The organism is Noviherbaspirillum saxi (assembly GCF_003591035.1).
GTDB classification, from domain to species: domain Bacteria; phylum Pseudomonadota; class Gammaproteobacteria; order Burkholderiales; family Burkholderiaceae_D; genus Noviherbaspirillum; species Noviherbaspirillum saxi.
Genome location: NZ_QYUO01000001.1, coordinates 3,254,740 through 3,281,255, shown reverse-complemented (window position 1 = coordinate 3,281,255; position 26,516 = coordinate 3,254,740). Strand labels below are relative to the sequence as shown.

The window sequence follows — 26,516 nt, the reverse complement described above, 5'->3', positions numbered from 1 at the left end:
CATGCTTATAAAGGAATTGCAAAATGCGTGAAGCAGTTATCGTTTCTACCGCCCGTACGCCTATTGGCCGGGCTTATCGTGGCGCGTTCAATGACACCAAGTCGCCCACGTTGATGGGCCATGCTATCAAGCATGCCGTTGAGCGCTCCGGTCTAGAAGGAGAAGTCTTCGAAGATGTCGTTATCGGCACAGTGCTGGGCGCTGGTACTGCCGGTGGCAACCTGGCGCGCATGGCCGTCTTCGCTGCTGGGTTGCCCGTTTCTGTTTCCGCGCAGACGCTTGACCGTCAATGTTCCTCTGGCCTGATGGCCATCGCCACGGCCGCCAAGCAAATTACGTTCGATGGCATGGAAGCCTGCATTGCAGGCGGGCAGGACAACATCTCGGCGGTCCAAAACGAGTACTTCGCCTGGGCCGGGCGGGAGGCGGACAGCAACGTGGTTGCACAGGTTCCTCATGCGTATATGCCCATGCTGTATACCGCTGAGAACGTGGCCAAGAAGTTCGGCATCTCTCGCGAGGCGCAGGACCGCTACTCTCTGGAGTCGCAGCGCAGCACCGCCCTGGCACAAGAGCAGGGCCGCCTGAGCGCCGAGATCGCCCCCATCCAAACACGGATGAAGATTGCCGACAAGAACACCGGCGAAATAAGTTACCAAGACATCTCGCTTAGCGCGGACGAAGGTAACCGACCGGACACAACCTACGAGGGCTTGGCGAGCCTGAAAACAGTGCTCGAAGGCGGCATCATCACTGCTGGCAATGCAAGTCAGTTGTCTGATGGTGCCTCTGCCTGTGTGCTTACTGAAGCCAAGTTCGCGGAGCGTCGTGGCCTGGAGCCGCTGGGTATCTATCGTGGAATGACCGTCGCTGGCTGTCCGCCTGAAGAGATGGGTATCGGCCCCATCTACGCCATCCCTAAATTGCTCAAGCAGCATGGCCTGAAGGTGGAGGACATCGGCTTGTGGGAGCTCAATGAAGCTTTTGCCTGTCAGGTTCTCTACTGCCGCGACAAACTCGGCATTGATCCGGAAATCTACAACGTAAACGGCGGCGCCATCTCCATCGGTCATCCATATGGCATGACCGGCGCTCGCCTTGTCGGCCATGCGCTGATCGAAGGCAAGCGCCGCGGTGTGAAGTTCGTCGTTGTTTCCATGTGCGTTGGCGGCGGCATGGGCGCGGCAGGTCTTTTCGAGGTCGTTTAATTACTCAATTAGTCCGGTCGCAATAGTGACCACTGCAGTACTTCGAGTGCTGGGTGCCAGCTTGGCTTCATCATGGGCTGGCGGATTTTCGAATGAAACTTAAAAGAGGCATTTGGTGAAGACCCGCATTACCCAACTGTTTGGCATTCGCTACCCCATCATCCAAGGTGGCATGCACTATGTCGGCTTTGCCGAACTCGCATCGGCTGTGTCCAATGCCGGCGGCCTGGGAATCATCACCGGGCTGACTCAGAAAACTCCCGAACTCCTGGCTAAAGAGATTGCCCGTTGCCGCAGCATGACTGATGCGCCGTTTGGGGTGAACCTTACCTTTCTTCCAACATTTTCAGACCCTCCCTACGCAGAGTACATCGCCGCCATCAAGGACGGGGGTGTACGAATAGTAGAAACTGCGGGCCGAAGCCCGGAGAAGTACATGCCGCAGTTCAAAGCTGCGGGAATCAAGGTCATCCATAAGTGCACCTCAGTTCGCCATGCGATGAAGGCCGAGCAGATCGGTTGTGACGCGGTTAGTGTTGATGGCTTCGAATGCGGCGGGCACCCCGGTGAAGACGATATTCCCAACATGATCCTGCTGCCTCGTGCAGCTGAATCTCTCAGTATCCCGTTCGTGGCCTCGGGTGGCATCGCCGATGGGCGTGGTCTTGTTGCGGCGCTCTCGCTCGGGGCTGATGGCATTAATATGGGCACCCGATTCCTCGCGACCAAAGAGGCGCCCGTCCATGAGAACGTCAAGAAAGCGATTGTCGGAGCCACTGAACTCGACACGCGTCTGGTGATGCGTCAGCTTCGCAATACAGAGCGTGTCCTTCGCAATCCGGGTGTCGACAAGTTGCTTGAAATTGAGAAGGAAAAGGGCCGCGACTTGAAGATATCGGACATCTATGAGCAAGTCGCTGGCGTCTATCCGAAGGTCATGGTCAATGGGCAGATGGATTCGGGCGCCTGGAGCTGCGGCGTGGTTGCGGGTCTCATCAACGATGTTCCAACGGTTCAGGAACTGATCGACCGGATGGTTACAGATGCGCGCACCATCGTTCACTCTCGCCTTGCGAATTTTCTCCCGTGAACCTCGTCAGCTTTTCTTGATGAAACCCTTCAGCCGAAAGAGCCCCCCATGAGTATCGAGATTGAAATCAAAAATGGCGTATTCATCTTGACGATGAATCGTCCGGACAAAAAGAACGCCATCACCCACGAGATGTACGTTGCAATGACCGAGGCTCTGCAACGTGCTTCGCAGCAAAACCAGGTGCGCTGTGTACTCATAAAGGGTGGCAAGGATTTTACGGTTGGCAACGATCTCGACGATTTCAAGAACTCTCCGGCGAAAGACCAGGACGCTCCTGCGTTCAAATTTGTTCGGGAGATCATGGACTTCGACAAACCCATTGTGGCGGCAGTTCGAGGTTTTGCGGTTGGCATCGGGGTCACCATTTTGCTCCACTGCGATATGGTCTACGCCGCGCGTGGCTCTGCATTTTCCTTGCCGTTTCTGCAGCTTGGCTTATGCCCGGAAGCTGCGGCCTCGCTTTTGCTTCCGCGCCTTGCCGGGCACCAGAGAGCGTCGGAGATGCTTCTGATTGGTGAAGGTTTTGGCGCCGAGGAGGCTCAGCAAGCGGGGCTCGTGAATCGCGTCGTCGACGACGACAAGGTAGTTGATATCGCAATGGCGCAGGCTATCAAGGTGGCGCAATTGCCCCCAGCCGCCGTCAGATTGACAAAGGCCCTGCTGAAGCAGGAAACCCAGGAGGAGGCAGCCCTGCGCTTCCGCCAGGAGGGTGACAGCTTCATCCAGTTGCTGCATTCAGCGGAGGCCAGGGAAGCGCTTGAGGCCTTCTTCCGTAAGCGTAAGCCTGATTTCAGCCGCTTTGTATGAAGCGACCTCGATCAGCGTGGATCCGAAGCCAATGGTCGTGCAGTCGATAGGTCCGGTGTCCCGCACGCGCTTGGTCTCGCTCACGCCCGAGGGGCGGAACAAGTATGGACAGGCTGCTTTGATTTGGCAGTCGGTCCCGGGCGCTTCGAACCGTGATTTGGGCGAGGGCAATGTACTAAAGATGCACGATTGTCTTCGCGCTGGAGAGGATGCGATCAATCGAATACTTGTGCTGAAGGAAGCAAAAGATCCCCGCTGCGCGGCGTGGCCCCAAGAACAGCTTACATAGTCGCATCGGGGCTCGGAAGGGAATTACGCAGTACCCCGGGGAGGCAAGAGCATTCCTCTCAGCAAGCGCGACGGCCTATGAGCAAATTAAAACTAAGGAGACAGAGCATGGCTACTACCACCACCATAACGATGCAAGATCTTCCCTTGCAGCGGGCTTTCTATTGGGAGAAGAAGCGCGCGAACAGTGTCTATTTGTCCCAGCCCATGGGAGAGGGGAAGATTCGCGAGTGGACCTGGGCACAGGCAATGAATGAAGCACGTCGAATGGCAGCATGGCTGAAGGCGCAAGATTGGGAGCAGGGGGCGCGCGTAGCCATTATGAGCAAGAACACTGCTTGGTGGATCATGGCCGACCTCGCGATCTGGATGGCCGGTTATGTGAGTGTGCCAATTTACCCTAACCTGCAATCGGACTCGGTTCGCCAAATCCTGGAGCATTCCGATTCCAAGCTGGTGTTTGTGGGCAAATTGGACGATCCACAATCCATGATCGAGGGCATTCCTCGTTCCGTTGCCCAAGTCGGCACGCCGTTGTGTGCTATCAAAACCCAAGAATCTTGGGAAAGCATTGTCGCCACTACGCAGCCGCTGCAAGGCAAACACACACCTGCATCCGATGCATTGGCAACCGTTATTTACACCTCCGGAACTACAGGCTTCCCCAAGGGAGCGATGCACGATTTTGCAGCCTTTGCTCATACGAGCAAAGCGCTCCATCAACTTCTCCGAGGAACGCAAGCAGACCGGTTTTTCTCCTACCTGCCATTAGCCCATGTGGCTGAAAGGTGTCTGGTAGAGGGGTTCAGTTTGTATACTGGCGCGCCGGTATTCTTTGCCGAGTCCTTGGATACTTTTGTGCAGGATCTGCAACGTGCGCGGCCGACGCTTTTCTTCTCCGTGCCGCGCTTGTGGATGAAGTTCCAACAGGGCGTGATGGCGAAAATGCCGTCCCGAAAGCTCAATCTGCTGTTGAGCCTGCCAGTGCTGGGTCGAGTGGTACGAAAGAAAGTGTTGCATGGCCTGGGGCTTGACTCTGTGCGCTTTGCGGGGACGGGCGCGGCAGCATTACCGCCTTCGGTTGTCGCCTGGTATAGGCATCTTGGTCTCGAATTGCTTGAGGGTTATGGGATGACGGAGCAGTTTGCCTTTGCGACGATATCGGTGCCCGGTCGGATGCGTGTCGGCTTTGTCGGTGAGTCTATTGCTTGCTGTGACGTGAAGCTCTCTGATCAGGGAGAGGTTCTGACCCGTGGGCCGGCGCACATGAAGGGCTACTTCCTGAATCCAGAGCAAACCCGTGACGCATACACGCAGGATGGCTGGCTCAAGACAGGCGACTGCGGAGAACTTGACGATCAAGGTCGATTGAGAATTGTAGGCCGCATGAAGGAACAGTTCAAAACAAGCAAGGGCAAGTACGTCGCACCTGCTCCCATAGAGAGCAAACTTGCAGCGTTGGCTGGTATTGAGGCATGCCTTGTCACCGGCGGTGCGGAGTCGCATCAGCCGTTCGCCATTGTGATGTTGCCTGAAGGGCGGTGGTCAGCCATGCGCAATCCGGGCGCGCGATCTGAGTTCACATCCCAGGTGTCTGCCCATGTAGAGCGGATCAACGCTGAGCTAGATCAGCATGAACACCTATCGTTTGTGGCCATTGTCCCGGAGCAATGGACAGTGGAGGCGGGCTTGGTCACTCCTACGCTCAAGCTCAAGCGAAATGCGCTGGAGGCGCATTACCGAAAACACTATGACCAATGGTTTAAGCGAGGGAGTCCCGTTGTCTGGCATGACCACGCGTGATTATAGTGAGCGTGGCGAGATGATGGGTTTCTCAAACTCTTGTTGCTCAAGGATGCACTGGCTGTGCGAGTTTTGTTGGGGGCCGACATTGTCGAAAGTAATGACAGGCAAAGCCGGAATCGACGGAATTTGTCGCCGCAGAACTTAACAAGCTTGCCCGCGATTCCCGATCGGAAGCTGGGTGCATCTCATATCAGCCCCACCAGGACATCAAGCAAGCACACGCTTTTTATTTGCATGAACTCTGGGAAAACAAGGAGTTGCTGAAGACCCACGGCGAGGGAGCCGCACTCGCAAGCTTCGGCAACGCTGTCGACGGACATACGCGATATTTGAGGAGACTGGCGGAACTATAAGCTCTCGAGTCATTAAGCGTTTCATATCGCTCATGTACAAAATGCACTTCGCTCTGTTATTTGAAATCAATAACCCATCCACATCGGATCATTGATCGATTATTTTTTAAGGAAATAGACTATGGGATTGTTCAAAAATTTCTTTGTCGCTGGAATGGTCTTTTTGTCGGCGTCGACATCAACCATGGCGCAGGAGCATGGCACGAAGGAAGAGGCAGTAGCGCTTGCTCAAGCCGCTATCGCCTATTACAAGAAGAACGGTTTGGAAAAGACATTGGTGGAGGTAAACGGCAAATCCGACAAATTCAGATACAAAGACTTGTATGTGTTCATCGCCGATCTGGACGGTACCATGCTCGCCCACGGAGATAACGCAAGAATAGTGGGAAAGTCGATGGCGCTGCTGAAGGACGCAGACGGAAACCCTTTTGCTTTTGAACTCCTCAAGATCGTCCAGGCTGGCTCCAAAGGTTGGGCTAATTACAAGTGGCCCAACCCCGTGACAAAGGGCGTCGATGACAAGACAACCTACGTCGAATCGTACGACAAGCTCGGATTTGCCGTCGGCATATATAAATAGCAGAGGGCCTATGGTCATGTCTTTCAGCGCCTCGTAGTGCGCGCACTTCCTCAAAGTTACTGCTCAACCCGAGGCAGGCCGCTACGCATTTTGATAGGCGCCCTAAGCCTCTCCGAGAAGAATTTTCCGCAACGCTACGCAAGTGATTCCAATTACCAAGACGAGAAAAATGACTACTGCGATGACTGACCAACAATTCGAGCCACGCCGGGGCGTGCAGGATGAAGTCCCGATCGGAAGTCATGAATACGAAGTCCTTGTGATGAATTGTGAGGTCGGGATGACGCAGGTTATTGCTATACAGGGAGTATCGTATAAAGTTGCGGCGGACGATTATGAAAGGCTTAATCCGGCCTGTACGGTAGTACAGCGCTTATAGATTCTATCTAATAGTTATGGGTGTAGATTCAGAGGAACGAGGCCGTATCAAATACTCGCTCAAGCCACTCTCGTCGATGAAGAGGATGGTCCTGCCTTCCTGACAGGCCTTTTTTTGAGCGTCGGCCAGCGTTCGCGTCGCCACTGCCCAATCGCTTCTTCATTGCGCTGGCTGGCCCGTCCAGTCGGACGTTGACAGGAAAAACCCATTGTCTTGAGCAACAACCAAACATTCGTCCTTCCATACGCAACACCAAATTCGCGATGGATCACCTGTCCAATGCGTCGCAGCGTCCAGACATCGGCGGGAAATCCGTTCGCTTCGGCGCCCCGGACCAGAAGTTGGCCGAGCCATTGTCGCTGCGCTGGCCCCAAGCCGGGTGTCGAACCCAGAGGCTTGCGGCGCCACGCCTGCGGGTCAAGCCTTTGCGCCTTGGTCCATACGGACACGCTTTGCTGGCTGACCTGAAGGACACGCGCCACGTCGACGTGCTTCATTCCTCGGGCCAGGAGTTGGGCTGCCTCTTTACGTCGTTCTTCCAGCGCCAGAAAATCGCGCTTGGTTCGCTTCGTTGCCATGGAATAACCTCCTGCTAGTGCAAGGTCATTCGCTCTTTATACGCTATCTGTTTGTCACGTACCGGCTGAACGCTCAGTAAGTCGCCCGTTCTACTTGGGTCACCGGCCTGCTACTGTTTGTGACTGCTTTTCAACAAGATGGTCCTGCGCCTTTGGACCAACCGACACTGAGACAGCGGCGCATGCCGACCCGGAAGGCTGGGATGCCGGTGGCGATGCGTTATCCCGCCTTCTCAGTTATGTATATGAGGAAATTTACAAACCCAATTTGAAACTTGCAAACATTATTAGAAAAATTACAGACACAATTGGAATTCTTCAACCGCCTTCAGGCGGCATGTGCATCACTCCACCGTCACCGACTTTGCCAGGTTGCGTGGCTTGTCGACATCGGTGCCGCGCGCCAGCGCGGTGTGATATGCCAGCAACTGCAAAGGCACGACGTGCAGGATGGGCGACAGCGCCCCATAGTGTTCCGGCAGGCGAATCACATGAATGCCTTCGCTCGATGTGATGCGCGAATCCGCATCGGCAAATACATACAGTTCGCCGCCACGCGCGCGGACTTCCTGCATGTTGGATTTGAGCTTTTCAATCAGCGTGTCGTTCGGTGCAACAGTGACCACCGGCATTTCCTTCGTCACCAGTGCGAGCGGGCCATGCTTGAGCTCGCCGGCCGGATAGGCTTCGGCGTGAATGTAAGAGATTTCCTTGAGCTTGAGGGCGCCTTCGAGCGCAATCGGATAATGCAGGCCGCGCCCGAGGAACAGGGCGTTTTCCTTGCGTGCAAACTCTTCGGCCCAGGCGATGATCTGCGGCTCCAGCGCCAGTACCGCGCTAACCGATACCGGCAGATGGCGCATGGCTTTCAGGTGCGCGGCTTCCTGTTCATCGCTCAGGTGACCGCGTATTTGTGCCAGCGACAGCGCCAGCAGGAATAATGCGGTCAACTGCGTGGTAAAGGCCTTGGTCGACGCGACGCCGACTTCGACGCCGGCACGCGTGATATAGGACAGCATGCATTCGCGCACCATTGCGCTGGTCGATACATTGCAGATGGTCAGCGTATTGACCATGTCCTGCGCGCGCGCATGCTTGAGCGCGGCAAGGGTGTCGGCGGTTTCGCCGCTTTGGGAAATCGTGACCACCAGCGCATTCGGGTTCGGCACGCTGTCGCGATAGCGGTATTCACTGGCGATTTCGACATTGACCGGGATATGGGCAATCGATTCTATCCAGTACTTGGCGGTCAGGCCGGCGTAATAGCTGGTGCCGCAGGCCAGGATCAGGACCGAGTCGATCTGCTTGAATACCGTGTATGCCTTGTCGCCGAACAGTTCCGGCATGATCGCGGAAACGCCTTCGAGCGTGTCGCCGATCGCGCGCGGCTGTTCGAAGATTTCCTTTTGCATGTAATGGCGATAGGGGCCGAGTTCGGCCGCGCCGGTATGCGCATGCACGGTGCGGACTTCACGCTCCACCGGCTTGCCGGCATGGTCGACCACCCAATAGCGCTGCAATTGCAGATCGACCACGTCGCCTTCTTCCAGAAAGATGATCTGGTCGGTGGTGCCGGCCAATGCCATCGCATCGGATGCGAGGAAGTTTTCACCCTTGCCGACGCCGACGATCAGCGGCGAACCCTGGCGCGCACCGATGACGCGATGCGGCTCGTCGCGGCTGAATACGGCGATCGCATAGGCGCCATGAAGGCGCTTGACTGCCTGCTGCACGGTCTCGAACAGATCGCCGGTGTACATGTGGTCGACAAGGTGGGCAATGACTTCGGTATCGGTCTGGCTTTCGAATACATAGCCGGCAGCAGTCAGTTCGGCGCGCAACTCGTCGTGGTTTTCAATGATGCCGTTATGGACCAGAGCGATGCGCTCGCGCGAAAAATGCGGATGGGCATTGTGGGTGGCTGGCGCGCCATGCGTTGCCCAGCGGGTGTGGGCAATGCCAGTAAAGGCTTCCAGGCTGGCTTTTTCCACTTGCATTTCGAGGTCGGCAACGCGCGAGGTGCTGCGTGAACGCTGCAACTTGCCATCGACATGAAGCGCGACGCCGCAGGAGTCATAGCCGCGGTATTCCAGGCGCTTCAAGCCCTGCAGGAGGATAGGGGTGATATTACGTTGCGCTACCGCGCCGACTATGCCGCACATGTTGACTCCCTTCGTGGTTCAAGATTGACGGTTGTATCGTAGAAGAGCGCGCATGAAATATGCTGTCTAATTTAATCGATATGTGAACTTATATTTCTCATTCATTGGTATGTGAAATATAATTTCAAAAACCATCTATATTTTTGTTAAATGAGTGAATTATTTGTGCTCGATGAGCTAGACCGTCGCATTTTGAATGCGCTGCAAACAAACGCGGCTCAGACAAATAATGAACTTGCAGCAAGTGTGCATGTTTCCCCGCCGACATGCTTGCGTCGTGTCAAGCGTCTGGTTGATGCCGGGGTCATCGCGCGTCAGGTGGCGATTGTGGCACCGGAAATGATTGGCGCCGCGTTGACGGCTATTGTCGAAATTACCCTGGACCGGCAGGCGGCGGAGAACATGACCGAGTTTGAAGCCTTGGTTGCGAACGAAGCAGCCGTATTGCAGTGTTACCGTGTTTCGCCGGGCCCGGATTTTGTGCTGGTGGTGCAAGTGGCCGACATGCCGGCTTACCATGCATTGGCGCATCGGTTGTTCGCATCGCATGCGAATGTACGGAACGTGCGCAGTTTCTTTTCCATCCACCGCAGCAAGTTCGAAACGCGTATCGCGGTATGAGATCTGCGAGCGGCATCCGGCGCATGCCCGATGCCGTTCGCGGCGGAACTTATTTTTTGACCTTGACCGGCCGCTGCCAGCCATCGATGGTGGTTTGGCGTGCGCGCGATACCGTTAGTTTTCCTTCCGGCGCATCCTTCGTCAAGGTTGTACCCGCGCCCAGCGTGGCGCCCTTGCCGACCCGTACCGGCGCCACCAGTTGCGTATCGCTGCCGATGAATACATCGTCCTCAATGACGGTGCGGAATTTGTTGGCGCCATCGTAATTGCAGGTAATGGTGCCGGCGCCGATGTTGACGCGCGCCCCGACCGTCGTATCGCCGATGTAAGCCAGATGATTTGCCTTGCTGTGCGCGGCCACCTGGCTGTTCTTGACTTCGACGAAGTTGCCGATATGGACATCTTCGCCGAGTTCAGTGCCTGGACGCAGACGTGCATACGGCCCGATTTGCGAACTGGCGCCGACGACGGCATCCTCGATATGGCAAAACGGCTTGATGCTTGCTCCTTTGCCGATGCGCGCATTGCGGATCACGCTGTGCGCGCCGATGGTTGCGCCGTCTTCGATCTCGACCTTGCCCTCAAAGACGCAATTGACATCGATCGTCACGTCGCGGCCGCAAGTCAGCGCGCCGCGGATATCGATGCGCGCCGGATCGGCAAGGGTGACACCCTGTTCCAGCAAGGCATTGGCAAGGTTGCGCTGATGGATGCGTTCCAGTTCCGCCAATTGCACCTTGCTGTTGACCCCTAATGTTTCCGATATTGCCGCTGGCTGGGCCGATACCACCGCGACGTCATCGGCCACCGCGCGGGCGACGATATCGGTCAGGTAATACTCTTTTTGCGCATTATCGTTGGAAAGCGTGGAGAGCCAGGTTTTCAGCTTGCGGGTTGGAACCACCATGATCCCGGTGTTGACTTCGCGGATTGCGCGCTCGTCTTCGCTTGCATCTTTCTGTTCAACGATGCCGACGATGTTTCCATGGCGACGCACAATACGGCCATATCCTGTGGGATCGTCAAGCTCTACCGTGAGGATCGCCAACTTATTGCTGCCGGCGCTGTCCAACAATTGCCGAAGCGTATCCTTTGTTGTCAGCGGAACATCGCCATACAACACCAGCGTCGGTACCTCGTCCTGCAAATTCGGTACTGCCTGCATGACCGCATGGCCGGTGCCGAGTTGCGGTTCCTGCTTTGCGAAGGCGATGTCCGGCGCTTTCACCGTGTCGGGCACTGCGTCGCCCCCATGGCCGTAAATGACGCACAGTGTCGTCGGCGACAATGCGCGCGCGGTATCGATGACATGGGAGAGAAGCGGCTTGCCGGCGAGCGGATGCAAGACCTTGGGCAATGCAGATTGCATGCGCTTACCCATGCCTGCAGCGAGAATGACAACGTTCATAGAATACCAATGAGAGTGATGCAAAATTTTATCATGCGCCTTAACCGTGGCTTTCTACCCTGGCTGACTGTTTTTCTATTCGCCTTCATGCTGGCCGGCTGCAGTGCCATACGACTCGGCTATGCAAATGGCGATACGGTGATGTACTGGTGGCTCAACGGGTATATCGACTTCACCGATGATCAAAAACCCTGGATCAAGGCCGATATCGACCAGTTGATGGGATGGCACCGCAAGACCCAATTAAACGACTATGCACAATGGCTCACACAGGTTCAGCAACGCATCCAGCAGCGCGTCACGCCGGAAGAGGTCATGGGCGATTATGCGGCAACCAGAAAGCGCGTCATGCTGGTCGTCGACAAAGCCTTGCCCGAGTTAAGCAAGCTGGCCATGGACTTGAAGCCTGAACAAATCGCCCGCCTGGAAAAGAAGTTCGCCGCCAACAACGACGCTTATCGTAAAGAGTACCTGAAGGGCGACCTTGAGGACCGTCAACTCCATCGTTTCAAGAAAGTCATGAAACAGGCCAAATACTGGTTCGGCGATTTCGATGCGCAACAGGAAGCGCAGATACGGGCAGCGTCCGATGCGCGTCCTTTGGATAACGAACTATGGGCGGCCGAGCGCCAATTGCGGCAACAGGAGTTGCTGCGCATCCTGAAAAAAATCCAGGCGGAACAGCCGTCGCAGGAAGCAGTCTCGGCGATGCTGCGCCAGTATGTCGAACGCAGCTTCGAAAATTTCAGCTATGCCGAAAACAAGGAGTTTTTCGATAACACGCGAACGAGCGCGTCGAACATGCTGGCGGTGATGGCGAATGTGGCTACACCCGAGCAGCGCGCGCACGCAGCCAAGCGGCTGCAAGGCTGGATCGATGACTGCCATACGCTGGCAGCAAGGTGAAGGCCGGTATCAGGGCGAGAACAGGGGGCCTGTTGCGAGCGCCCCAGTTGAAACCTGGCCTGTCAAAAATTAGTCCTCGAGCCCGCCGAAGCGCACGACATTCGCGGTCGGCGGCGCGCACGGTTCCTCGTCAAACGCGATGTCGCCATCGCTCACCGCTTCTCCGGTCGCCTTCAGATCGGCAAAACCGAACATGTCCTTGTCCATCAGATGCGAAGGCACGACCGTCGACAAGGATGAAAAAATATTCTCCACGCGGCCCGGATGCTTCTTTTCCCATTCGCGCAGCATGGCCTTGATCTGTTTGCGCTGCAGGTTTTCCTGGCTGCCGCACAGGTCGCAGGGAATGATCGGGAATTGCTTGACCTCGGCATAGCGTTCCATATCCGCTTCCTTCACATACGCGAGCGGGCGGATCACGATGTGCTTGCCATCGTCGGATTGCAGCTTGGGCGGCATGCCTTTGAGCTTGGCGCCGAAAAACATGTTGAGGAAAAAGGTTTCGAGGATATCGTCGCGATGGTGGCCGAGCGCGATCTTGGTCGCGCCGAGTTCATCAGCGACCCGATACAGGATGCCGCGCCGCAGCCGCGAACAGAGCGAGCAAGTGGTCTTCCCTTCAGGGATCACGCGTTTGACGATGCTATAGGTATCCTGGTTTTCGATATGAAATGGCACACCGATCCTGGTCAGATACGCGGGCAGCACATGGGCAGGGAAGTTCGGCTGCTTCTGGTCGAGGTTAACCGCGATGATGTCGAAATCGATAGGCGCGCGCTCGCGCAGCGTCAACAGGATATCGAGCAAGCCGTAGCTATCCTTGCCGCCCGACAGGCAGACCATCACCTTGTCGCCTGCCTCGATCATGTTGAAGTCGCCAATGGCTTGACCAACCTGGCGGCATAGCCGCTTGTGCAACTTGTTGTTTTCGTAGGCGATCTTTTCCGCCTTCTTGATGCTGATGCTCGGATCCTCGTTCATCACCTGATTCATTGCCTGCTCCGCCATCATGACTTGATGTGAATGACTTCGACGCCGACGCTGTCGCAGTCGGGATAAACGTCCGGCTTTTCGGTGGATACGCGCACTGCACGCACTTTCGGATGCTTCAGCATTTCACGGGCCACGTCATCGCACAGGGTTTCCTGCAGATGGATATGGCCTTGCGCCATGCGCTTGGCAATCGTGTCGCGCATGAAATCGTAATCGACGACTTCATGCAGATGGTCGCCTTTCGGAGTCGATTCGGCCAACGGAATAAATAGGTCGACATTCACCAGCACGCGCTGTTCGCCTTTTTTTTCGAATTCGTGAACGCCGATATTGATCATCACTTCGTAGTTGCGCAGGAACAGGCGACGGCAGTCAGTGAGGCTGGGATGCGAGAGGGTGGAAAGCATAATGTAAGCAGGTTATTTGGCGACGAACATGACGTCGCGCTGGAGGGGAATCAAATGCTGGCCGCCATCGACGACCAGCGTGGTGCCGGTAATCGCGGGCGACTCGGCGACAAAACAGACAGTGGAAGCCACATCATCCGGCGTGCTCGACCGGCCAAGAGGCGTGACCGTATGCGCCTTGGCGAAACCTTCCTCGTTCTGTTCGCCGGATACCAGGGTAATTCCGGGAGCGACGCCGACGACCCGCACTTTCGGCGCCAGCACTTGGGCCAGCATCGTGGTTGCGGTGTGCAGCGCAGCTTTCGACATCGTATAGGAAAGAAAGTCCGGGTTCAGGTTAAATAGTTTCTGGTCAAGGAGATTGATGACCACCGACTGCGCACCATCCGGCGTATGCGCGTATAGGGATTGCGCCAGCAGCAGCGGGGCGGCGACATTGACATGCATGTGCCGGTCCAGCAAGTCATGCGAAAACCCGGCCGCGTCGTCATAGGCGAATAGCGAGGCATTGTTGACAATGCAGCCAACCGGTCCGAGCGCTTGCGTTACTTGCGGCAGCAAGGCCTTGACCGCTTGCTCGTCAGACAGCTCGCAGGAGATCGCCATGGCACCGCGACCCAGCATGGCGATCTCCTGTACCACCGCCTTGGCTTCTGCTTCCGAACGGCCATAGTGAACGGCCACATCCCAGCCACGACGTGCAAGCGCGAGCGCAATGACGCGTCCGATGCGTTTGCCTGCGCCGGTCACAAGAGCAACTTTGCCGTTTCCTGTTGTCATGATGCTTTAGCTGTCAATGATGGTTCAATCTTGCGTTTGCCGCATCTGCGTATCCGCAATGAATTTATCAGCGGATCAATCGGATTAATTTCCAAGCTTCCGGCCGATTTCAATACAATACGAGGCATGCAACTGCAATTGCCCCAAGCTTCCGCCGACGCGCTGGCCGCCTCGGCCACACTCCATCAGCTGATTTCCGGCGAAATCCAACGCCAGTCCGGCTGGATCTCGTTCGCTCGCTATATGGAACTGGTTTTGTATGCGCCGGGATTGGGGTACTACAGCGGCGGGGCTGCAAAACTCGGTAAAGAAGGGGATTTTACAACCGCGCCCGAAATCACGCCGCTTTTTGGTGGGGCGATCGCGCGGGTCGTTGCCGGCCTGATGCAGCAAACCGGCTTTCAAATCCTTGAATTCGGGGCTGGAACCGGTCGGCTGGCGTTCGATGTGTTGACGGAATTGCAGGCAATGGGGATCGCCGTCGAGCGCTATGCCATCGTTGAAGTATCCGGCGAGTTGCGAGCCCGGCAAGAACAGACCTTGCGTGATTTTCCCGAAGTCACCTGGCTGGAGCAGCTTCCGGAAGCCTTTTCCGGTGTCGTGCTGGGAAATGAAGTGCTCGACGCGATGCCGGTCGATCTGGTCGTCAAGACCGGCGACGGTTGGCAAGAGCGCGGCGTCGCGCTGGCGCCCGACGGCAGCTTCCGGTTTTGTGACCAGCCCTGTGGAGCTGTGCTGCACAGGCAGATTCCCGAGCAGGAATCGCTACCGCCCGGTTACCTCACCGAGACGCATGCAGTCGCCGCAGCCTTCATGCGTTCGCTCGGCGCGATGATTGCAGCCGGCCATGCGCAATCCGGGCGCGGGTGCGCAGCGCTCCTGATCGACTACGGTTTTCCGGCACATGAGTACTATCATCCGCAACGTTCGCAAGGCACGCTGATGTGCCATTATCGACATCATGCGCACCCCGACCCGTTTTACCTGCCGGGCTTGCAGGATGTGACCGCGCATGTCGATTTCAGCGCGATGGCGCAAGCGGCCATCGACGGCGGTCTTGATGTGCTGGGTTATACCAGCCAGGCTGCCTTCCTGATCGATGCCGGTATCGGCGACCTGCTGGTGCGCACACCCGCGGAAGATGCGAAGCGCTACCTGCCGCAGGCCAATGCGATGCAAAAGCTGATGTCGCCGGCTGAAATGGGGGAATTGTTCAAGGTGCTCGTGACAGGCAAGCATGTGGCCCTGCCGGAGCATTTTCATCGCAACGACAGGAGCTATCGACTGTGAAGACACACGCTGCCGCCGATACGGTCGTCGATAAAACATTGCCGAGGAATTGCGCATGATCCGTTGGGTGCTCACCATTTTTATCGCGCTGGTCGTGTTCTCGGCTGCCTTGCCCTGGCTGGAAAAGCTTGGCGTCGGACGCTTGCCGGGTGATGTCCGGTTCACGCTGTTCGGCCGCAAGTTCTTTCTGCCGTTCGCATCCACACTGTTGCTCTCGATGGTGGTCGTCGTGGTGGCGCGCTTGCTGCGCTAGAAAGGCGCTTCATGATCCGCTGGGTTGTCGTGATCTTTCTTGCCCTGGTGGTGTTTTATCCGCTACTGCCTTTCCTCGATCGCTTGCGTGTCGGGCGAATGCCGGCCGACATTCGTTTCCGTTTCCGCGGCGTCGTGTTTTGCCTGCCTTTCGGATCCGCCGTCATCTGGTCACTGGCCGCATTCCTGATCGCCGAGGTCGTCAGCTGGACTTGCGCGTTCTGTTAGAGCCATTGTCATCGTTATACCCGGCGCAAACGTGTTGATGCTCGAACAAATATACTGTCCGGCTGGATCAACCTTCCGTCCCTTGCATGCAACCGACCCTGGAACAACTGCGCGAGCGCTATGGCGCACGCTATAAATGGCTGGTGCTGATTACCGTGATGATCGGTACCATGGCATCCATCCTTGCTTCAACAATTGTCAACGTCGCGGTGCCCGACCTGAGCCGGCACTTCACGCTGGGCCAGGAACGGGCGCAGTGGGTATCGGCGGGATTCATGCTTGCCATGACGCTGTCGATGCTGACTACCCCTTGGCTGCTGTTGCGCTTCGGCTTGCGCCGTACGTATTCGGGAGCGATCCTGCTGCTGCTGTTTGGCGGGATTGTCGGCGGATTCAGTCTCAATTATCCAATGCTGCTTTCCATGCGCGTGGTCGAAGGGCTCGCCGCCGGCATCCTGCAACCGATTCCCGCGATCGTTATACTGCGGGCGTTCGAGCCGCATGAGCAGGGCCGCGCCATGGGGGTATTCGGCTTTGGCGTGGTTCTCGCGCCGGCGCTCGGGCCTAGCGTCGGCGGCTTTCTGGTCGAGCTGTTCGGCTGGCGCTCAATCTTTTTTGTGGTCGTACCATTCTGTCTTTTGGTGTTGTTCATGGTGCGACGTCTGCTTGCTGTCAACTCGCCGATGATCGGGGATCCCCGTCCGCTGGACTGGAAGGGTCTGGTGCTTGCGGCATGCGGCATCATCATGCTGTTGAACGGCCTGGTGCATTTGCACGACGACGGGCTCCATGCAGTAGCCTTGCTATTGGCGGGCATTGCCGTTATTGCAAGCTTCGTCGTTTACCAATTGCGCACCGAAGATGGGTTGATGAACATGCAACTGTTCCGGTATCGGCAGTTCGCGATGGGCGCGCTGGTCGCCTTTATCTATGGCGCAGGCTTGTTCGGATCCACCTACCTGTTGCCGGTATATATGCAAATGGCGCTGCACTATGCGCCCTCGCAAGCAGGCCTGGTCCTTCTGCCGGCCGGCATCGTTCTGGCCGTAACGATTATCCTGGCGGGCAAACTTGCCGACCGGTTTCCACCTAATATCCTCGTATCCATCGGATTGGCATTACTTGCGCTTTCTTTCGGGATGATGGCGGCAGGCTCCAGGAATACCGGCTATATCGCGCTCATGGGCATTGCCATCATCGGCCGCATCGGTCTCGGTTTTGTGCTGCCGGCGCTCAGTCTGGGCGCCATGCGCGGCGTTCCTTTCGGCATGATTGCGCAGGGATCGAGCATCATTAACTTCGTCCGCCAGCTGGGCGGCGCCATTGGCGTCAGCTTGGTCGGCATCGTGCTCGAATGGCGGCTCGCCGTTCATCAAGTCGCGTCCGTGGCGCAGGAAGGCGAGCGGGTGCAGGCTTTCAATGAAACCTTTCTCTTGGTGGCGATCTTGTGCGCGGCCGCGGTTCTGGCAGCGTGGCGCATGCGCCCGGCGGCGGAGCAGGCGCCTGAGCCTGCATGACCACGGCAGGCTTGCATTTCCGCATGACAATGGTATTTTGACGGTTTGAGCGCGGGCTGCTGTGCGCTCCCCGGGCCGGCTTCAGCCTTCGTGCCCCTGCTACTGATCAGTTTGCATTGCACGGAACTCTAGACATGACCTCGCTTCGAAGTTTGACCGCATTAATCGTGGAACCGCAGTCCGGCATGCGTGCGAACTTGCATAACATGCTCAATCTGTGCGGCATTACGAAGATCGATCATGCAGTCAGTTCCGGCACGGCGATCCGTCCGCTCAAAAACAAATCCTATGACCTGATACTGTGCGAATACGACTTGGGCGATGGCCAGGACGGTCAGCAATTGCTGGAAGACCTGCGGCACAACAAGTTGATTCCGCTATGGACGGTGTTCATTATCGTCACAGCCGAGCGCGTGTACGAAAAGGTAGTCAGTGCGGCTGAACTTGCGCCGACCGACTATATCCTCAAGCCGTTTACTGCCGACACACTGCTGGACCGGATAGGCAAGGCGATCGAAAAGCGCACGGCATTTCTTCCTGTTTACCATTTGATGGAGCACGGCAACCTGCACGAAGCCATCGAAATCTGCCAAGTCGGCGAAGAAAAATACCGGCGCTATGCGACCGATTTCATGCGTTTGCGTGCCGAACTGCATGTCATTCTCGGCGAAGCAGAGGCCGCGGAAGCGATCTATCAGGCCTTGCTTGCTACCAAGGTGGTCGCGTGGGCACGTCTGGGACTAGCCAAAACGCTTTTCATGCAGCAGAAATTCGGCGAAGCTGAAATGCTGTTAAAAACGCTGGTGGAAGAGAACAGCAAATACATGGATGCCTATGACTGGCTGGCCAAGACCCATGTGGCGATCGACCAGTTGCCGGAAGCAAAAGAAGTGCTCGCCGGCGCAGTCGCAATTTCGCCGCATGCAGTGCGCCGCCTGCGCAAACTCGGCGAGGTCGCGCTTGAAACGGGCGATGTCGAGACCGCAGAAAAGTCCTTCCAGAAGGTAGTCGCAAAGGCAAAGTATTCCGAATTCCGCGATCCCGAAGATCATGTGCGGCTGATCCGCACGCTGGTAAAGAAAGGCGATACCCAGCAGGCGTCGACGGTGATCCGGGATATGGAGAAATCGCTCAACAACATCGACAAGACGCCCGCATGCCGCGCATTTTCATCGGCATTGGTACAAACGGAGTTGGGTAACGCCGAGCAAGCTGCGCAGGATTTGGCAGTGGCCGTGGCGGCATGCCGCCAGACGGATGGCATTTCCAATGACATGAAGATGGAACTGGCAAAAAACTGCCTCCACCACAACCTGGATGAAGGCGCGTCCGAAGTCATGCGCGACGTGATGAGCAATGCGGCGGATGAAACTGCGCTGGCAAAGGCGATGAAAGTCTTTGAACAGGCTGGGCGTCGCGAACTCGCGGAAAAAGTCGCCAAGGAAAGCCGCAAACAGGTTGTGGAACTGGTATCGTCCGGGGCCGAAAAAGCGAAACAGGGCGATTTCGAGGGGGCAGTTGCATTGATGACCGCCGCGGTGCGCAAGCTTCCGGAAAACCCGCAGGTAGTCTTCAATGCCGCTGTTGCAGTTTTAAAATATCTTGAAAATGTGGGTTGGGATAATCAACGCGGTGAACAGGTGCGCGGTTACATCGAATCGGCGCGCCGGCTTGATCCCAACAATCCTCGTCTGGCGCCGCTTGGGGAACTGTATCAAGCGATCCAAAAAAAATACGGCATCAAGCCGCCAAGTATCAGTTAAGAAAATGGCAATGCGTCATTCTTGCGGCAGCAAGCGGCCAAGAAGTTCGGGTGGTCGTGCGATGATTGCCTTTTCCCCAAAGACGACGATAGGCCGCTGCAAAAGTTTCGGAGTTGCAGCAATGGCTTTCAACAACGTAATGTCGTCCGCCTGTTCCAAGCCTAAAGCAGCATATTCCTCTTCATTTGCTCGCACCAAGTCATGCGCTCCAACACCAAGCAGTTCTTGCAAGGAGCTTAACTGCGTCATGTTTAAAGGCGTTTCCAGATAATTGACTACTTTGACCGGTAAGTCGTGCTGGCGCGCATAGTGTTCGACACGAACCAGAGCTTCGCGTGATTTGGAGCAATTGGAGTTGTGATAGATGGTTAGCATGATTCCAAATAACAATCGGCGTTGTTTATACCGAGCATTCTAACGCTCTCCATGGGAACATAAGCGGGTAGTAAAATCCAGCATGCCATAAGCTTGAATGCCGGCATTGAACCCGCCGCAATTGATTGTGTCAGAAAAACGAATCGGCGATTTAGTTCGGCTATCGCCGTGCAATTATCTCCGGGTCTATCGCGACATTCTTGTGCTTCTGTCTATGCCTGAAAAAAACAACTCTGATGACAGCGCCGTACCGGACAGGCTTTCTGAAGCTACTCCTGCTTCCGCTCCCAGCGTTCCACAACCGCAACCGGCACGTAAGAACGAATCGCCTTGGACGCAAACCCAGCGCATTATCGGCGCGCGCTTGCGCGCAGCATCGGATCGTATTCTCAGGCGCATCACCCAAAGGACTCTAAAAATCGGGGTATCCGCCAGAATTTTTCACCCTGAAGCAGGTGCCAAAGGTTTGCGAAGCAAGACCCTTCAATATCTCGAAGAGTCCATCGCTCAATGGGTCATGTCACGGGATGTCCTTGTTTTTATGATTCCCACCGTTAATACCAACGGCATCCTTCACCCAAGCAATATCCGTTTGCGAGATTATGCGAAGCACTTGGATGGACTGGTGCTTCAGGGCGGCGCCGATGTATCGCCTCAGACTTACTCGGAAGTTGCGACGCGTCCCGAATGGACCGGCGACCGTGCACGCGACATGTATGAACTTGAACTCCTTCATGAGTTTATAGAAGCCGGAAAACCCGTTCTGGGAGTATGCAGGGGTTGTCAACTTATTAATGTTGCCTTCGGCGGCACGCTCTATCAGGATATTGCATCCGATGTCCCGACGGCTATTGAACACGTCAATGATTTGTACGATAGCCACTATCATGTGATTCAGTTCACGCAAGGGTCGGCGCTGCGCAATCTCTTTCCATCACGGCAAGAGGCGCTCGTCAATTCCATCCACCATCAAGCGGTGAAAGACTTGGGGCGGGACCTCGTGGTGGAGGCGGTTTCCGGGAAAGATAACATTGTTGAAGCCGTGCGCTACAAAAAGGCACGCTTTGTCATGGGATTACAGTGGCATCCTGAATTCCACCGCGGTGGCAGCGCACAACTGCTTGACTGCACGCCTATCCTTGATGATTTTCTTGCCGCAGCGCGGGAAACGCGGTTTTAGTGGCATAAATGTCAAGCTCAATGATAATCTTAATAACATCGCGTTTTAACGATTAACAAAATTACTCCCAAAACAGATTTTGCAGTTGACACCTCAAAGGTGTTCGCCTATAGTTTGGGGTTCCCCGCGGAGGGGTGGCCGAGTGGTTAATGGCAGCAGACTGTAAATCTGCCCTCTTACGAGTACGCTGGTTCGAATCCAGCCCCCTCCACCAGCGGTACCGCGGGAAAGTAGTGCGGCTGAAGTAGATAGTCCTTGCGGGTGTAGCTCAATGGTAGAGCTGAAGCCTTCCAAGCTTATGACGAGGGTTCGATTCCCTTCACCCGCTCCAGTTTTTAGATTGTGCGTATATCTGTTACGGACAATAGAGGTCTTGAAGAGGTCTTGCGTCGCGCGAAATCTCCGAAAGCCCTGAATGCCCTTGTAGCTCAGTGGTAGAGCACTCCCTTGGTAAGGGAGAGGCCACGTGTTCAATCCACGTCAAGGGCACCAGTTTTCTTGGTTTATCCATACGCAAGGCGGTCGGGCACGTGCCTGGACATTCTCATCAAATCGTTAGGAGTCTAAAATGGCAAAGAGTAAATTTGAGCGGACCAAGCCGCACGTGAATGTGGGCACGATTGGTCACGTTGACCATGGCAAGACCACGCTGACTGCAGCGATTGCCACCGTGCTGTCAAAGAAGTTTGGCGGCGAAGCCAAGGCCTACGACCAGATTGACGCGGCGCCGGAAGAAAAGGCGCGCGGTATTACGATCAATACCGCCCACGTTGAATACGAGACATCGAACCGCCACTATGCGCACGTTGACTGCCCTGGCCACGCCGACTATGTGAAGAACATGATCACTGGTGCTGCGCAGATGGATGGTGCGATCCTGGTGTGTTCGGCCGCCGATGGCCCGATGCCGCAAACCCGTGAGCACATCCTGCTGGCCCGTCAGGTTGGTGTGCCGTACATCATCGTGTTCCTGAACAAGTGCGACATGGTGGACGACGCCGAATTGCTCGAACTGGTCGAAATGGAAGTGCGCGAGTTGCTGTCCAAGTACGAATTCCCTGGCGACGATCTGCCGATCGTGCAAGGTTCGGCCAAGCTGGCGCTCGAAGGCGACACTGGTCCGCTGGGCGAGCAGGCCATCATGAAGCTGGCTGAAGCGCTTGACACTTACATCCCGACGCCGGAGCGTGCCATTGACGGTGCGTTCCTGATGCCGGTGGAAGACGTGTTCTCGATCTCCGGCCGCGGCACCGTGGTGACCGGTCGTGTTGAGCGCGGCATCATCAAGGTTGGCGAAGAAATCGAAATCGTTGGTATTCGCGACACCCAGAAGACCACCTGCACCGGCGTGGAAATGTTCCGCAAGCTGCTGGACCAGGGTCAGGCCGGCGACAACGTTGGCGTACTGCTGCGCGGTACCAAGCGTGAAGACGTCGAGCGTGGCCAAGTGTTGGCCAAGCCGGGTTCGATCAAGCCGCACAAGCATTTCACTGGTGAGATCTATGTGTTGTCCAAGGATGAGGGTGGTCGTCACACGCCGTTCTTCAACAACTACCGTCCGCAATTCTATTTCCGTACCACGGACGTGACGGGTGCGATCGAGCTGCCGGCGGACAAAGAGATGGTGATGCCGGGCGACAACGTGTCGATCACGGTGAAGCTGATCAACCCGATCGCGATGGAAGAAGGCCTGCGCTTTGCGATTCGTGAAGGCGGTCGTACCGTCGGCGCCGGCGTCGTTGCCAAAATCATTGAGTAATTCCTGGATCGCCGCGTTGCGGTCCATGGACAACGTCCGGGGTCGCAATGCTGTGAATTCAAGCATAGTTTGCGCGTAGGGGTATAGCTCAACTGGCAGAGCGTCGGTCTCCAAAACCGAAGGTTGGGGGTTCGATTCCCTCTGCCCCTGCCACCGATATCAAGGTGCAGGGCACCGAAAGAAATTAACAGTATGTCTAACCAACCCGTAGAAACCGTTGGTGCATCGAGCGACAAGGCAAAGGTCGCTCTTGCTATTTGTGCCGTCATCGCGGGTGTCGTCGGTTTTTATTTTTTATCGGATAAATCCACGGTGGTGCGTGCCGCCGCTTTGGTCGCCGGCTTGCTCGTGGCAGTTGCTGTCGCCTGGACTTCGCAGCCTGGACGTGACTTCCTTGGTTTTGCAAAGGAATCCATTCGCGAAGCAAAAAAAGTTGTCTGGCCCACACGCAAAGAGGCGATGCAAATTACTGCAGTCGTCTTTGGCTTTGTACTTGTCATGGCGATCTTCCTCTGGGGCACCGACAAGATCCTTGAAATTGTGTTGTACGACCTGATCCTGGGCTGGAAGAATTAAATGAGCGAAAACATGCAAGAAGGCGCAGTGGCTCAGTCATCGGGCGGAAACAAGCGCTGGTATGTCGTGCACGCCTACTCCGGGATGGAGAAGAGCGTGCAACGTGCATTGATGGAGCGCATCGATCGCGCCGGGATGCAAGACAAATTCGGCCAGATCTTGGTGCCGACTGAAGAAGTTGTCGAAGTCAAGAACGGTCAGAAATCTGTCACTGAGCGTCGCTTCTTTCCCGGCTATGTGCTGGTCGAAATGGAAATGACCGACGAAACTTGGCACCTGGTCAAAAATACGAGCAAGGTAACGGGCTTCATTGGTGGAAAATCCAATAAGCCGACGCCGATCCCTCCTCACGAAGTCGACAAAATCCTGCATCAAATGCAGGAAGGCGTTGAAAAACCGCGTCCTAAAGTGTTGTACGAAGTTGGCGAACTGGTGCGCATCAAAGATGGTCCTTTCACTGACTTCAATGGCAATGTCGAAGAAGTTAATTACGAAAAGTCCCGCGTCCGTGTTTCAGTCACCATTTTTGGCCGCGCTACACCGGTTGAATTGGAATTCGGTCAGGTCGAAAAGGTATAACGCCCTTCCCGTACGGAATAAGAATTAAGCGCCCTTAGAGTGCCGCAAGCTTTGCCGTTTGCAAAATCTAAAAACCGTAATTCCAGGCAGTAAAGAGGAGCCCCACTAGTAAGCCGCAAGGATGCGACCGGGCGCTACTACTCAACCAACGTAGGAGCCATCATGGCAAAGAAAATTATCGGTTTTATCAAGCTGCAAGTGCCAGCTGGTAAAGCAAACCCATCTCCTCCGATCGGCCCGGCGCTGGGTCAGCGCGGTCTGAACATCATGGAATTCTGTAAGGCATTCAATGCCCAGACACAAGGCGTCGAGCCTGGTCTGCCCATTCCGGTTGTGATCACTGCATTCGCCGACAAGTCCTTCACTTTCGTGATGAAGACGCCGCCGGCAACCATCCTGATCAAAAAGGCTGCCGGTATCCAAAAGGGTTCGGCAAAGCCGCATACCGACAAGGTTGGCAAGATCACCCGCAAGCAAGCGGAAGAAATCGCTACAACAAAAATGCCGGATCTCACGGCAGCTGACATGGAAGCCGCCGTGCGTACAATCGCCGGTTCGGCACGTTCCATGGGCATCACGGTGGAGGGTCTGTAATGGCTAAGTTATCCAAACGCGCACAAGCACTGAAGGCAAAGGTCGATCGTACGAAAGTGTACCCATTCGACAACGCAATCTCCCTGGTCAAGGAATGCGCAACTGCGAAATTCAACGAGTCGATCGACGTTGCAGTCCAGCTTGGCGTTGATGCCAAGAAGTCGGACCAAGTTGTTCGTGGTTCCGTCGTTCTGCCGGCTGGTACTGGCAAGACTGTTCGCGTTGCGGTATTTGCATCCGGTGACAAGGCCGAAGCCGCCAAGGCCGCAGGCGCTGACATTGTCGGCATGGAAGATCTGGCTGAGCGCATCAAGGCGGGCGACATGCCGTTTGACATCGTGATCGCTTCGCCGGACACCATGCGTATCGTTGGTACCCTTGGTCAAATCCTTGGTCCGCGCGGCATGATGCCGAACCCGAAGGTCGGCACGGTGACACCGGACGTTGCAACTGCAGTCAAGAACGCCAAGGCAGGTCAGGTTCAGTACCGTACCGATAAGGCTGGCATTATCCACGCCACAATCGGCCGTAAGTCGTTCAGCGATGCAGAACTGAAATCCAATCTGCTCGCGCTGATCGAAGCGCTGAACAAAGCCAAGCCGGCAACCAGCAAGGGCGTTTACCTGCGTCGCGTTGCAATCTCGTCCACAATGGGCGCAGGTGTACGCGTAGATCAAGCGTCTCTGGCAGCTTAAGCAAGAATCAAGTCCTCGTGCGGCAACATCGCATGGGGCGAATCTTTGGGCTGGTCCTGTTTTGGTAGCAATGGAGCAGGGCCGGATTATCAAAGACCGTTGGGCGGCGTGCATGCAAAACCGATGCGCAAAGTTAAACCCCGTTAGCGCAAGCTACGGCACCCAACGCAGATGGTGACCCGAACAAGTTTTTGCAGTCTCAACACTGTGCGTTTTATTGTTGTATGCCAGTACTGAACTCCTGAACTTCGGACGCCGTGTTCGAACCGATGCAAGGCATTCGCCAAGCATCATTTTTGGAGGTTGATCTTGAGTCTCAATCTGAATGACAAAAAGGCCGTCGTCGCCGAAGTCGCCGCAAAAGTAGCAACTGCGCAGACTATCGTTGTGGCCGAATACCGTGGCATCCAGGTTGGTCACTTGACACAACTGCGCGCCAAAGCGCGTGCCCAAGGCGTTTACATGCGCGTGTTGAAAAACACACTCGCACGTCGCGCCGTTGAAGGTACGCCGTTTGCTGGCCTCGCCTCTGAAATGACCGGCCCGTTGATCTACTCGATCTCCGAGGACGCCGTTGCCGCAGCTAAAGTCGTTTTCGACTTTTCCAAAGGCAATGACAAGCTGGTTGTTAAGGCAGGCAACTTCGCAGGCAAGTCGCTTGATAAAGCAGGCGTTGCCGCGTTGGCCAGCATTCCGAGCCGTGAAGTCCTCATCTCCCAGTTGCTGGGTGTCATGCAGGCTCCGGTTTCCGGCTTTGCCCGTGCGTTGGCTGCTCTCGCAGCCAAGAAGGAAGCAGAAGGCGCGTAAGCTGCCTTCAGCCCTTTTTGCGTCAGTACCGATTAGATGTAATTACCGAATCAAATTTAGGAGTTTCAAATGGCAATTAGCAAAGACGATATCCTTGAAGCAGTAGGCCAGATGTCCGTGATGGACCTGAACGACCTGGTCAAGGCTTTTGAAGAAAAATTTGGCGTGTCCGCAGCTGCAATGGCAGTCGCTGGCCCGGCAGCTGGCGGCGGCGCTGCTGCAGCAGCTGAAGAGCAGACCGAATTCACCGTTGTCCTGGCTGAAGTTGGCGCAAACAAGGTTGGCGTGATTAAGGCAGTTCGCGAAATCACCGGCCTGGGCCTGAAGGAAGCCAAAGACTTGGTCGACGGTGCACCGAAGCCAGTCAAGGAAGGCATCGCCAAGGCAGATGCAGAAGCTGCAAAGAAGAAGCTGGAAGAAGCTGGCGCGAAGGCCGACCTCAAGTAATATCGGCTTGCCAGGGCGACCTGATCATCGCCGGAGTCAAGGCTCGGAACCCCCTCGAAAGAGCGGGTTCGGCCTTGGCTCCTTT

At 55.9% G+C, this 26,516-nt stretch carries 27 protein-coding genes, 4 tRNA genes and 1 pseudogene; 25 read left to right on the top strand and 7 right to left on the bottom strand.

The window, feature by feature from the left end; translation table 11 throughout:
• Positions 1-23 precede the first annotated feature (23 nt).
• From D3871_RS15580 to D3871_RS15550, 6 genes and pseudogenes are all read left to right on the top strand, one after another.
• Complete coding sequence (locus D3871_RS15580) at positions 24-1,208, top strand: acetyl-CoA C-acyltransferase (protein WP_119769725.1); 1,185 nt, start codon at positions 24-26, stop codon at positions 1,206-1,208.
• A gap of 115 nt (positions 1,209-1,323) precedes the next feature.
• Entirely contained in the window at positions 1,324-2,298 is a 975-nt protein-coding gene (locus D3871_RS15575; protein WP_119770105.1) for an NAD(P)H-dependent flavin oxidoreductase, read from the top strand.
• A 48-nt stretch (positions 2,299-2,346) separates the two neighbouring features.
• Entirely contained in the window at positions 2,347-3,108 is a 762-nt protein-coding gene (locus tag D3871_RS15570; RefSeq protein ID WP_119769724.1) for an enoyl-CoA hydratase, read from the top strand.
• A gap of 396 nt (positions 3,109-3,504) precedes the next feature.
• Entirely contained in the window at positions 3,505-5,199 is a 1,695-nt protein-coding gene (locus tag D3871_RS15560; RefSeq protein ID WP_233575624.1) for an AMP-binding protein, read from the top strand.
• A 116-nt stretch (positions 5,200-5,315) separates the two neighbouring features.
• Positions 5,316-5,555 (top strand): annotated as a pseudogene (locus D3871_RS31695) (putative quinol monooxygenase); the annotation flags it as partial.
• A 121-nt stretch (positions 5,556-5,676) separates the two neighbouring features.
• Positions 5,677-6,135 carry a cache domain-containing protein gene (locus D3871_RS15550; RefSeq protein ID WP_119769721.1) on the top strand — a complete coding sequence of 153 codons (459 nt, stop codon included), beginning with the start codon at positions 5,677-5,679 and terminating at the stop codon, positions 6,133-6,135.
• 438 nt (positions 6,136-6,573) lie between these two features.
• On the opposite strand, the gene D3871_RS15540 is transcribed toward D3871_RS15550, so the two are convergent.
• Entirely contained in the window at positions 6,574-7,092 is a 519-nt protein-coding gene (locus D3871_RS15540; protein ID WP_119769719.1) for a winged helix-turn-helix domain-containing protein, read from the bottom strand.
• Between the two features lie 344 nt (positions 7,093-7,436).
• Positions 7,437-9,254, bottom strand: coding sequence for a glutamine--fructose-6-phosphate transaminase (isomerizing) (glmS, locus tag D3871_RS15535; RefSeq protein ID WP_119769718.1), 1,818 nt, complete (start codon positions 9,252-9,254; stop codon positions 7,437-7,439).
• A 150-nt stretch (positions 9,255-9,404) separates the two neighbouring features.
• Here glmS and D3871_RS15530 point away from each other — a divergent pair, with 150 nt between their 5' ends.
• Positions 9,405-9,875 (top strand): Lrp/AsnC family transcriptional regulator, encoded by a 471-nt coding sequence (locus D3871_RS15530; protein WP_119769717.1) that lies wholly within the window; start codon positions 9,405-9,407, stop codon positions 9,873-9,875.
• Between the two features lie 49 nt (positions 9,876-9,924).
• Here D3871_RS15530 and glmU read toward each other — a convergent pair whose 3' ends face one another.
• On the bottom strand, positions 9,925-11,283 hold the full coding sequence (gene glmU / locus D3871_RS15525) for a bifunctional UDP-N-acetylglucosamine diphosphorylase/glucosamine-1-phosphate N-acetyltransferase GlmU (protein WP_119769716.1): 1,359 nt from the start codon (positions 11,281-11,283) through the stop codon (positions 9,925-9,927).
• A gap of 18 nt (positions 11,284-11,301) precedes the next feature.
• Here glmU and D3871_RS15520 point away from each other — a divergent pair, with 18 nt between their 5' ends.
• Entirely contained in the window at positions 11,302-12,189 is an 888-nt protein-coding gene (locus D3871_RS15520) for a DUF6279 family lipoprotein (protein ID WP_233575623.1), read from the top strand.
• A 69-nt stretch (positions 12,190-12,258) separates the two neighbouring features.
• Here D3871_RS15520 and ttcA read toward each other — a convergent pair whose 3' ends face one another.
• From ttcA to D3871_RS15505, 3 genes are read right to left on the bottom strand one after another with little or no spacing between them, the layout of a single operon-like run.
• Positions 12,259-13,182, bottom strand: a complete 924-nt coding sequence (ttcA, locus tag D3871_RS15515) for a tRNA 2-thiocytidine(32) synthetase TtcA (RefSeq protein ID WP_119770102.1) — start codon at positions 13,180-13,182, stop codon at positions 12,259-12,261.
• A 14-nt stretch (positions 13,183-13,196) separates the two neighbouring features.
• The gene (locus tag D3871_RS15510) at positions 13,197-13,589 is read right to left on the bottom strand and encodes a dihydroneopterin aldolase (RefSeq protein ID WP_119769715.1); all 393 of its coding nucleotides are present in this window, start codon (positions 13,587-13,589) and stop codon (positions 13,197-13,199) included.
• Between the two features lie 12 nt (positions 13,590-13,601).
• Positions 13,602-14,369 carry an SDR family oxidoreductase gene (locus D3871_RS15505; protein WP_119769714.1) on the bottom strand — a complete coding sequence of 256 codons (768 nt, stop codon included), beginning with the start codon at positions 14,367-14,369 and terminating at the stop codon, positions 13,602-13,604.
• 126 nt (positions 14,370-14,495) lie between these two features.
• On the opposite strand from D3871_RS15505, the gene D3871_RS15500 reads away from it, so the two are divergent.
• The 5 genes from D3871_RS15500 (at position 14,496) to D3871_RS15475 (ending at position 19,419) form a co-directional block, all read left to right on the top strand.
• Complete coding sequence (locus D3871_RS15500) at positions 14,496-15,659, top strand: class I SAM-dependent methyltransferase (protein WP_199724779.1); 1,164 nt, start codon at positions 14,496-14,498, stop codon at positions 15,657-15,659.
• Positions 15,660-15,714: 55 nt separating this feature from the next.
• The gene (locus D3871_RS15495; RefSeq protein ID WP_119769713.1) at positions 15,715-15,912 is read left to right on the top strand and encodes a DUF2905 domain-containing protein; all 198 of its coding nucleotides are present in this window, start codon (positions 15,715-15,717) and stop codon (positions 15,910-15,912) included.
• Between the two features lie 11 nt (positions 15,913-15,923).
• Complete coding sequence (locus tag D3871_RS15490) at positions 15,924-16,139, top strand: DUF2905 domain-containing protein (protein WP_119769712.1); 216 nt, start codon at positions 15,924-15,926, stop codon at positions 16,137-16,139.
• A gap of 86 nt (positions 16,140-16,225) precedes the next feature.
• The gene (locus tag D3871_RS15480; protein ID WP_119769711.1) at positions 16,226-17,656 is read left to right on the top strand and encodes a DHA2 family efflux MFS transporter permease subunit; all 1,431 of its coding nucleotides are present in this window, start codon (positions 16,226-16,228) and stop codon (positions 17,654-17,656) included.
• Between the two features lie 134 nt (positions 17,657-17,790).
• A complete protein-coding gene (locus D3871_RS15475; RefSeq protein WP_119769710.1) occupies positions 17,791-19,419 on the top strand; it encodes a tetratricopeptide repeat-containing response regulator in 1,629 nt (542 codons plus the stop codon).
• A 15-nt stretch (positions 19,420-19,434) separates the two neighbouring features.
• Here D3871_RS15475 and D3871_RS15470 read toward each other — a convergent pair whose 3' ends face one another.
• Positions 19,435-19,794 carry an ArsC/Spx/MgsR family protein gene (locus D3871_RS15470; protein ID WP_119770099.1) on the bottom strand — a complete coding sequence of 120 codons (360 nt, stop codon included), beginning with the start codon at positions 19,792-19,794 and terminating at the stop codon, positions 19,435-19,437.
• Between the two features lie 214 nt (positions 19,795-20,008).
• Here D3871_RS15470 and D3871_RS15465 point away from each other — a divergent pair, with 214 nt between their 5' ends.
• The 12 genes from D3871_RS15465 (at position 20,009) to rplL (ending at position 26,431) form a co-directional block, all read left to right on the top strand.
• A complete protein-coding gene (locus tag D3871_RS15465; RefSeq protein ID WP_119770098.1) occupies positions 20,009-20,974 on the top strand; it encodes a gamma-glutamyl-gamma-aminobutyrate hydrolase family protein in 966 nt (321 codons plus the stop codon).
• Positions 20,975-21,102: 128 nt separating this feature from the next.
• A tRNA-Tyr gene (locus D3871_RS15460) sits at positions 21,103-21,188 on the top strand.
• A gap of 43 nt (positions 21,189-21,231) precedes the next feature.
• A tRNA-Gly gene (locus D3871_RS15455) sits at positions 21,232-21,305 on the top strand.
• An 86-nt stretch (positions 21,306-21,391) separates the two neighbouring features.
• A tRNA-Thr gene (locus D3871_RS15450) sits at positions 21,392-21,466 on the top strand.
• A 76-nt stretch (positions 21,467-21,542) separates the two neighbouring features.
• Entirely contained in the window at positions 21,543-22,733 is a 1,191-nt protein-coding gene (tuf, locus tag D3871_RS15445) for an elongation factor Tu (RefSeq protein ID WP_119769699.1), read from the top strand.
• 77 nt (positions 22,734-22,810) lie between these two features.
• Positions 22,811-22,886 (top strand) — tRNA-Trp (locus D3871_RS15440).
• A gap of 39 nt (positions 22,887-22,925) precedes the next feature.
• A complete protein-coding gene (gene secE / locus D3871_RS15435; RefSeq protein WP_119769709.1) occupies positions 22,926-23,309 on the top strand; it encodes a preprotein translocase subunit SecE in 384 nt (127 codons plus the stop codon).
• Positions 23,310-23,888: a transcription termination/antitermination protein NusG gene (nusG, locus tag D3871_RS15430; RefSeq protein ID WP_119769708.1), complete on the top strand. Its 579-nt coding sequence runs from the start codon at positions 23,310-23,312 to the stop codon at positions 23,886-23,888.
• Positions 23,889-24,050: 162 nt separating this feature from the next.
• Positions 24,051-24,482, top strand: a complete 432-nt coding sequence (gene rplK, locus D3871_RS15425; protein WP_057293073.1) for a 50S ribosomal protein L11 — start codon at positions 24,051-24,053, stop codon at positions 24,480-24,482.
• The gene (gene rplA / locus D3871_RS15420; RefSeq protein ID WP_119769707.1) at positions 24,482-25,177 is read left to right on the top strand and encodes a 50S ribosomal protein L1; all 696 of its coding nucleotides are present in this window, start codon (positions 24,482-24,484) and stop codon (positions 25,175-25,177) included. The genes rplK and rplA overlap by 1 nt, the downstream gene beginning before the upstream one ends.
• 309 nt (positions 25,178-25,486) lie before the next feature.
• Positions 25,487-25,984 (top strand): 50S ribosomal protein L10, encoded by a 498-nt coding sequence (gene rplJ, locus D3871_RS15415; RefSeq protein ID WP_119769706.1) that lies wholly within the window; start codon positions 25,487-25,489, stop codon positions 25,982-25,984.
• A gap of 69 nt (positions 25,985-26,053) precedes the next feature.
• A complete protein-coding gene (gene rplL, locus D3871_RS15410) occupies positions 26,054-26,431 on the top strand; it encodes a 50S ribosomal protein L7/L12 (RefSeq protein ID WP_119769705.1) in 378 nt (125 codons plus the stop codon).
• Positions 26,432-26,516: the final 85 nt, after the last annotated feature.

Excerpts from the sequence above, each read along its gene's own strand:
- D3871_RS15580 (WP_119769725.1), top strand. The coding sequence starts at position 24 with ATGCGTGAAGCAGTTATCGTTTCTACCGCCCGTACGCCTATTGGCCGG.
- D3871_RS15570 (WP_119769724.1), top strand. The coding sequence starts at position 2,347 with ATGAGTATCGAGATTGAAATCAAAAATGGCGTATTCATCTTGACGATG.
- D3871_RS15560 (WP_233575624.1), top strand. The coding sequence starts at position 3,505 with ATGGCTACTACCACCACCATAACGATGCAAGATCTTCCCTTGCAGCGG.
- D3871_RS15550 (WP_119769721.1), top strand. The coding sequence starts at position 5,677 with ATGGGATTGTTCAAAAATTTCTTTGTCGCTGGAATGGTCTTTTTGTCG.
- D3871_RS15540 (WP_119769719.1), bottom strand. The coding sequence starts at position 7,092 with ATGGCAACGAAGCGAACCAAGCGCGATTTTCTGGCGCTGGAAGAACGA.
- glmS (WP_119769718.1), bottom strand. The coding sequence starts at position 9,254 with ATGTGCGGCATAGTCGGCGCGGTAGCGCAACGTAATATCACCCCTATC.
- D3871_RS15530 (WP_119769717.1), top strand. The coding sequence starts at position 9,405 with ATGAGTGAATTATTTGTGCTCGATGAGCTAGACCGTCGCATTTTGAAT.
- glmU (WP_119769716.1), bottom strand. The coding sequence starts at position 11,283 with ATGAACGTTGTCATTCTCGCTGCAGGCATGGGTAAGCGCATGCAATCT.
- D3871_RS15520 (WP_233575623.1), top strand. The coding sequence starts at position 11,302 with ATGCAAAATTTTATCATGCGCCTTAACCGTGGCTTTCTACCCTGGCTG.
- ttcA (WP_119770102.1), bottom strand. The coding sequence starts at position 13,182 with ATGAATCAGGTGATGAACGAGGATCCGAGCATCAGCATCAAGAAGGCG.
- D3871_RS15510 (WP_119769715.1), bottom strand. The coding sequence starts at position 13,589 with ATGCTTTCCACCCTCTCGCATCCCAGCCTCACTGACTGCCGTCGCCTG.
- D3871_RS15505 (WP_119769714.1), bottom strand. The coding sequence starts at position 14,369 with ATGACAACAGGAAACGGCAAAGTTGCTCTTGTGACCGGCGCAGGCAAA.
- D3871_RS15500 (WP_199724779.1), top strand. The coding sequence starts at position 14,496 with ATGCAACTGCAATTGCCCCAAGCTTCCGCCGACGCGCTGGCCGCCTCG.
- D3871_RS15495 (WP_119769713.1), top strand. The coding sequence starts at position 15,715 with ATGATCCGTTGGGTGCTCACCATTTTTATCGCGCTGGTCGTGTTCTCG.
- D3871_RS15490 (WP_119769712.1), top strand. The coding sequence starts at position 15,924 with ATGATCCGCTGGGTTGTCGTGATCTTTCTTGCCCTGGTGGTGTTTTAT.
- D3871_RS15480 (WP_119769711.1), top strand. The coding sequence starts at position 16,226 with ATGCAACCGACCCTGGAACAACTGCGCGAGCGCTATGGCGCACGCTAT.
- D3871_RS15475 (WP_119769710.1), top strand. The coding sequence starts at position 17,791 with ATGACCTCGCTTCGAAGTTTGACCGCATTAATCGTGGAACCGCAGTCC.
- D3871_RS15470 (WP_119770099.1), bottom strand. The coding sequence starts at position 19,794 with ATGCTAACCATCTATCACAACTCCAATTGCTCCAAATCACGCGAAGCT.
- D3871_RS15465 (WP_119770098.1), top strand. The coding sequence starts at position 20,009 with ATGCCTGAAAAAAACAACTCTGATGACAGCGCCGTACCGGACAGGCTT.
- tuf (WP_119769699.1), top strand. The coding sequence starts at position 21,543 with ATGGCAAAGAGTAAATTTGAGCGGACCAAGCCGCACGTGAATGTGGGC.
- secE (WP_119769709.1), top strand. The coding sequence starts at position 22,926 with ATGTCTAACCAACCCGTAGAAACCGTTGGTGCATCGAGCGACAAGGCA.
- nusG (WP_119769708.1), top strand. The coding sequence starts at position 23,310 with ATGAGCGAAAACATGCAAGAAGGCGCAGTGGCTCAGTCATCGGGCGGA.
- rplK (WP_057293073.1), top strand. The coding sequence starts at position 24,051 with ATGGCAAAGAAAATTATCGGTTTTATCAAGCTGCAAGTGCCAGCTGGT.
- rplA (WP_119769707.1), top strand. The coding sequence starts at position 24,482 with ATGGCTAAGTTATCCAAACGCGCACAAGCACTGAAGGCAAAGGTCGAT.
- rplL (WP_119769705.1), top strand. The coding sequence starts at position 26,054 with ATGGCAATTAGCAAAGACGATATCCTTGAAGCAGTAGGCCAGATGTCC.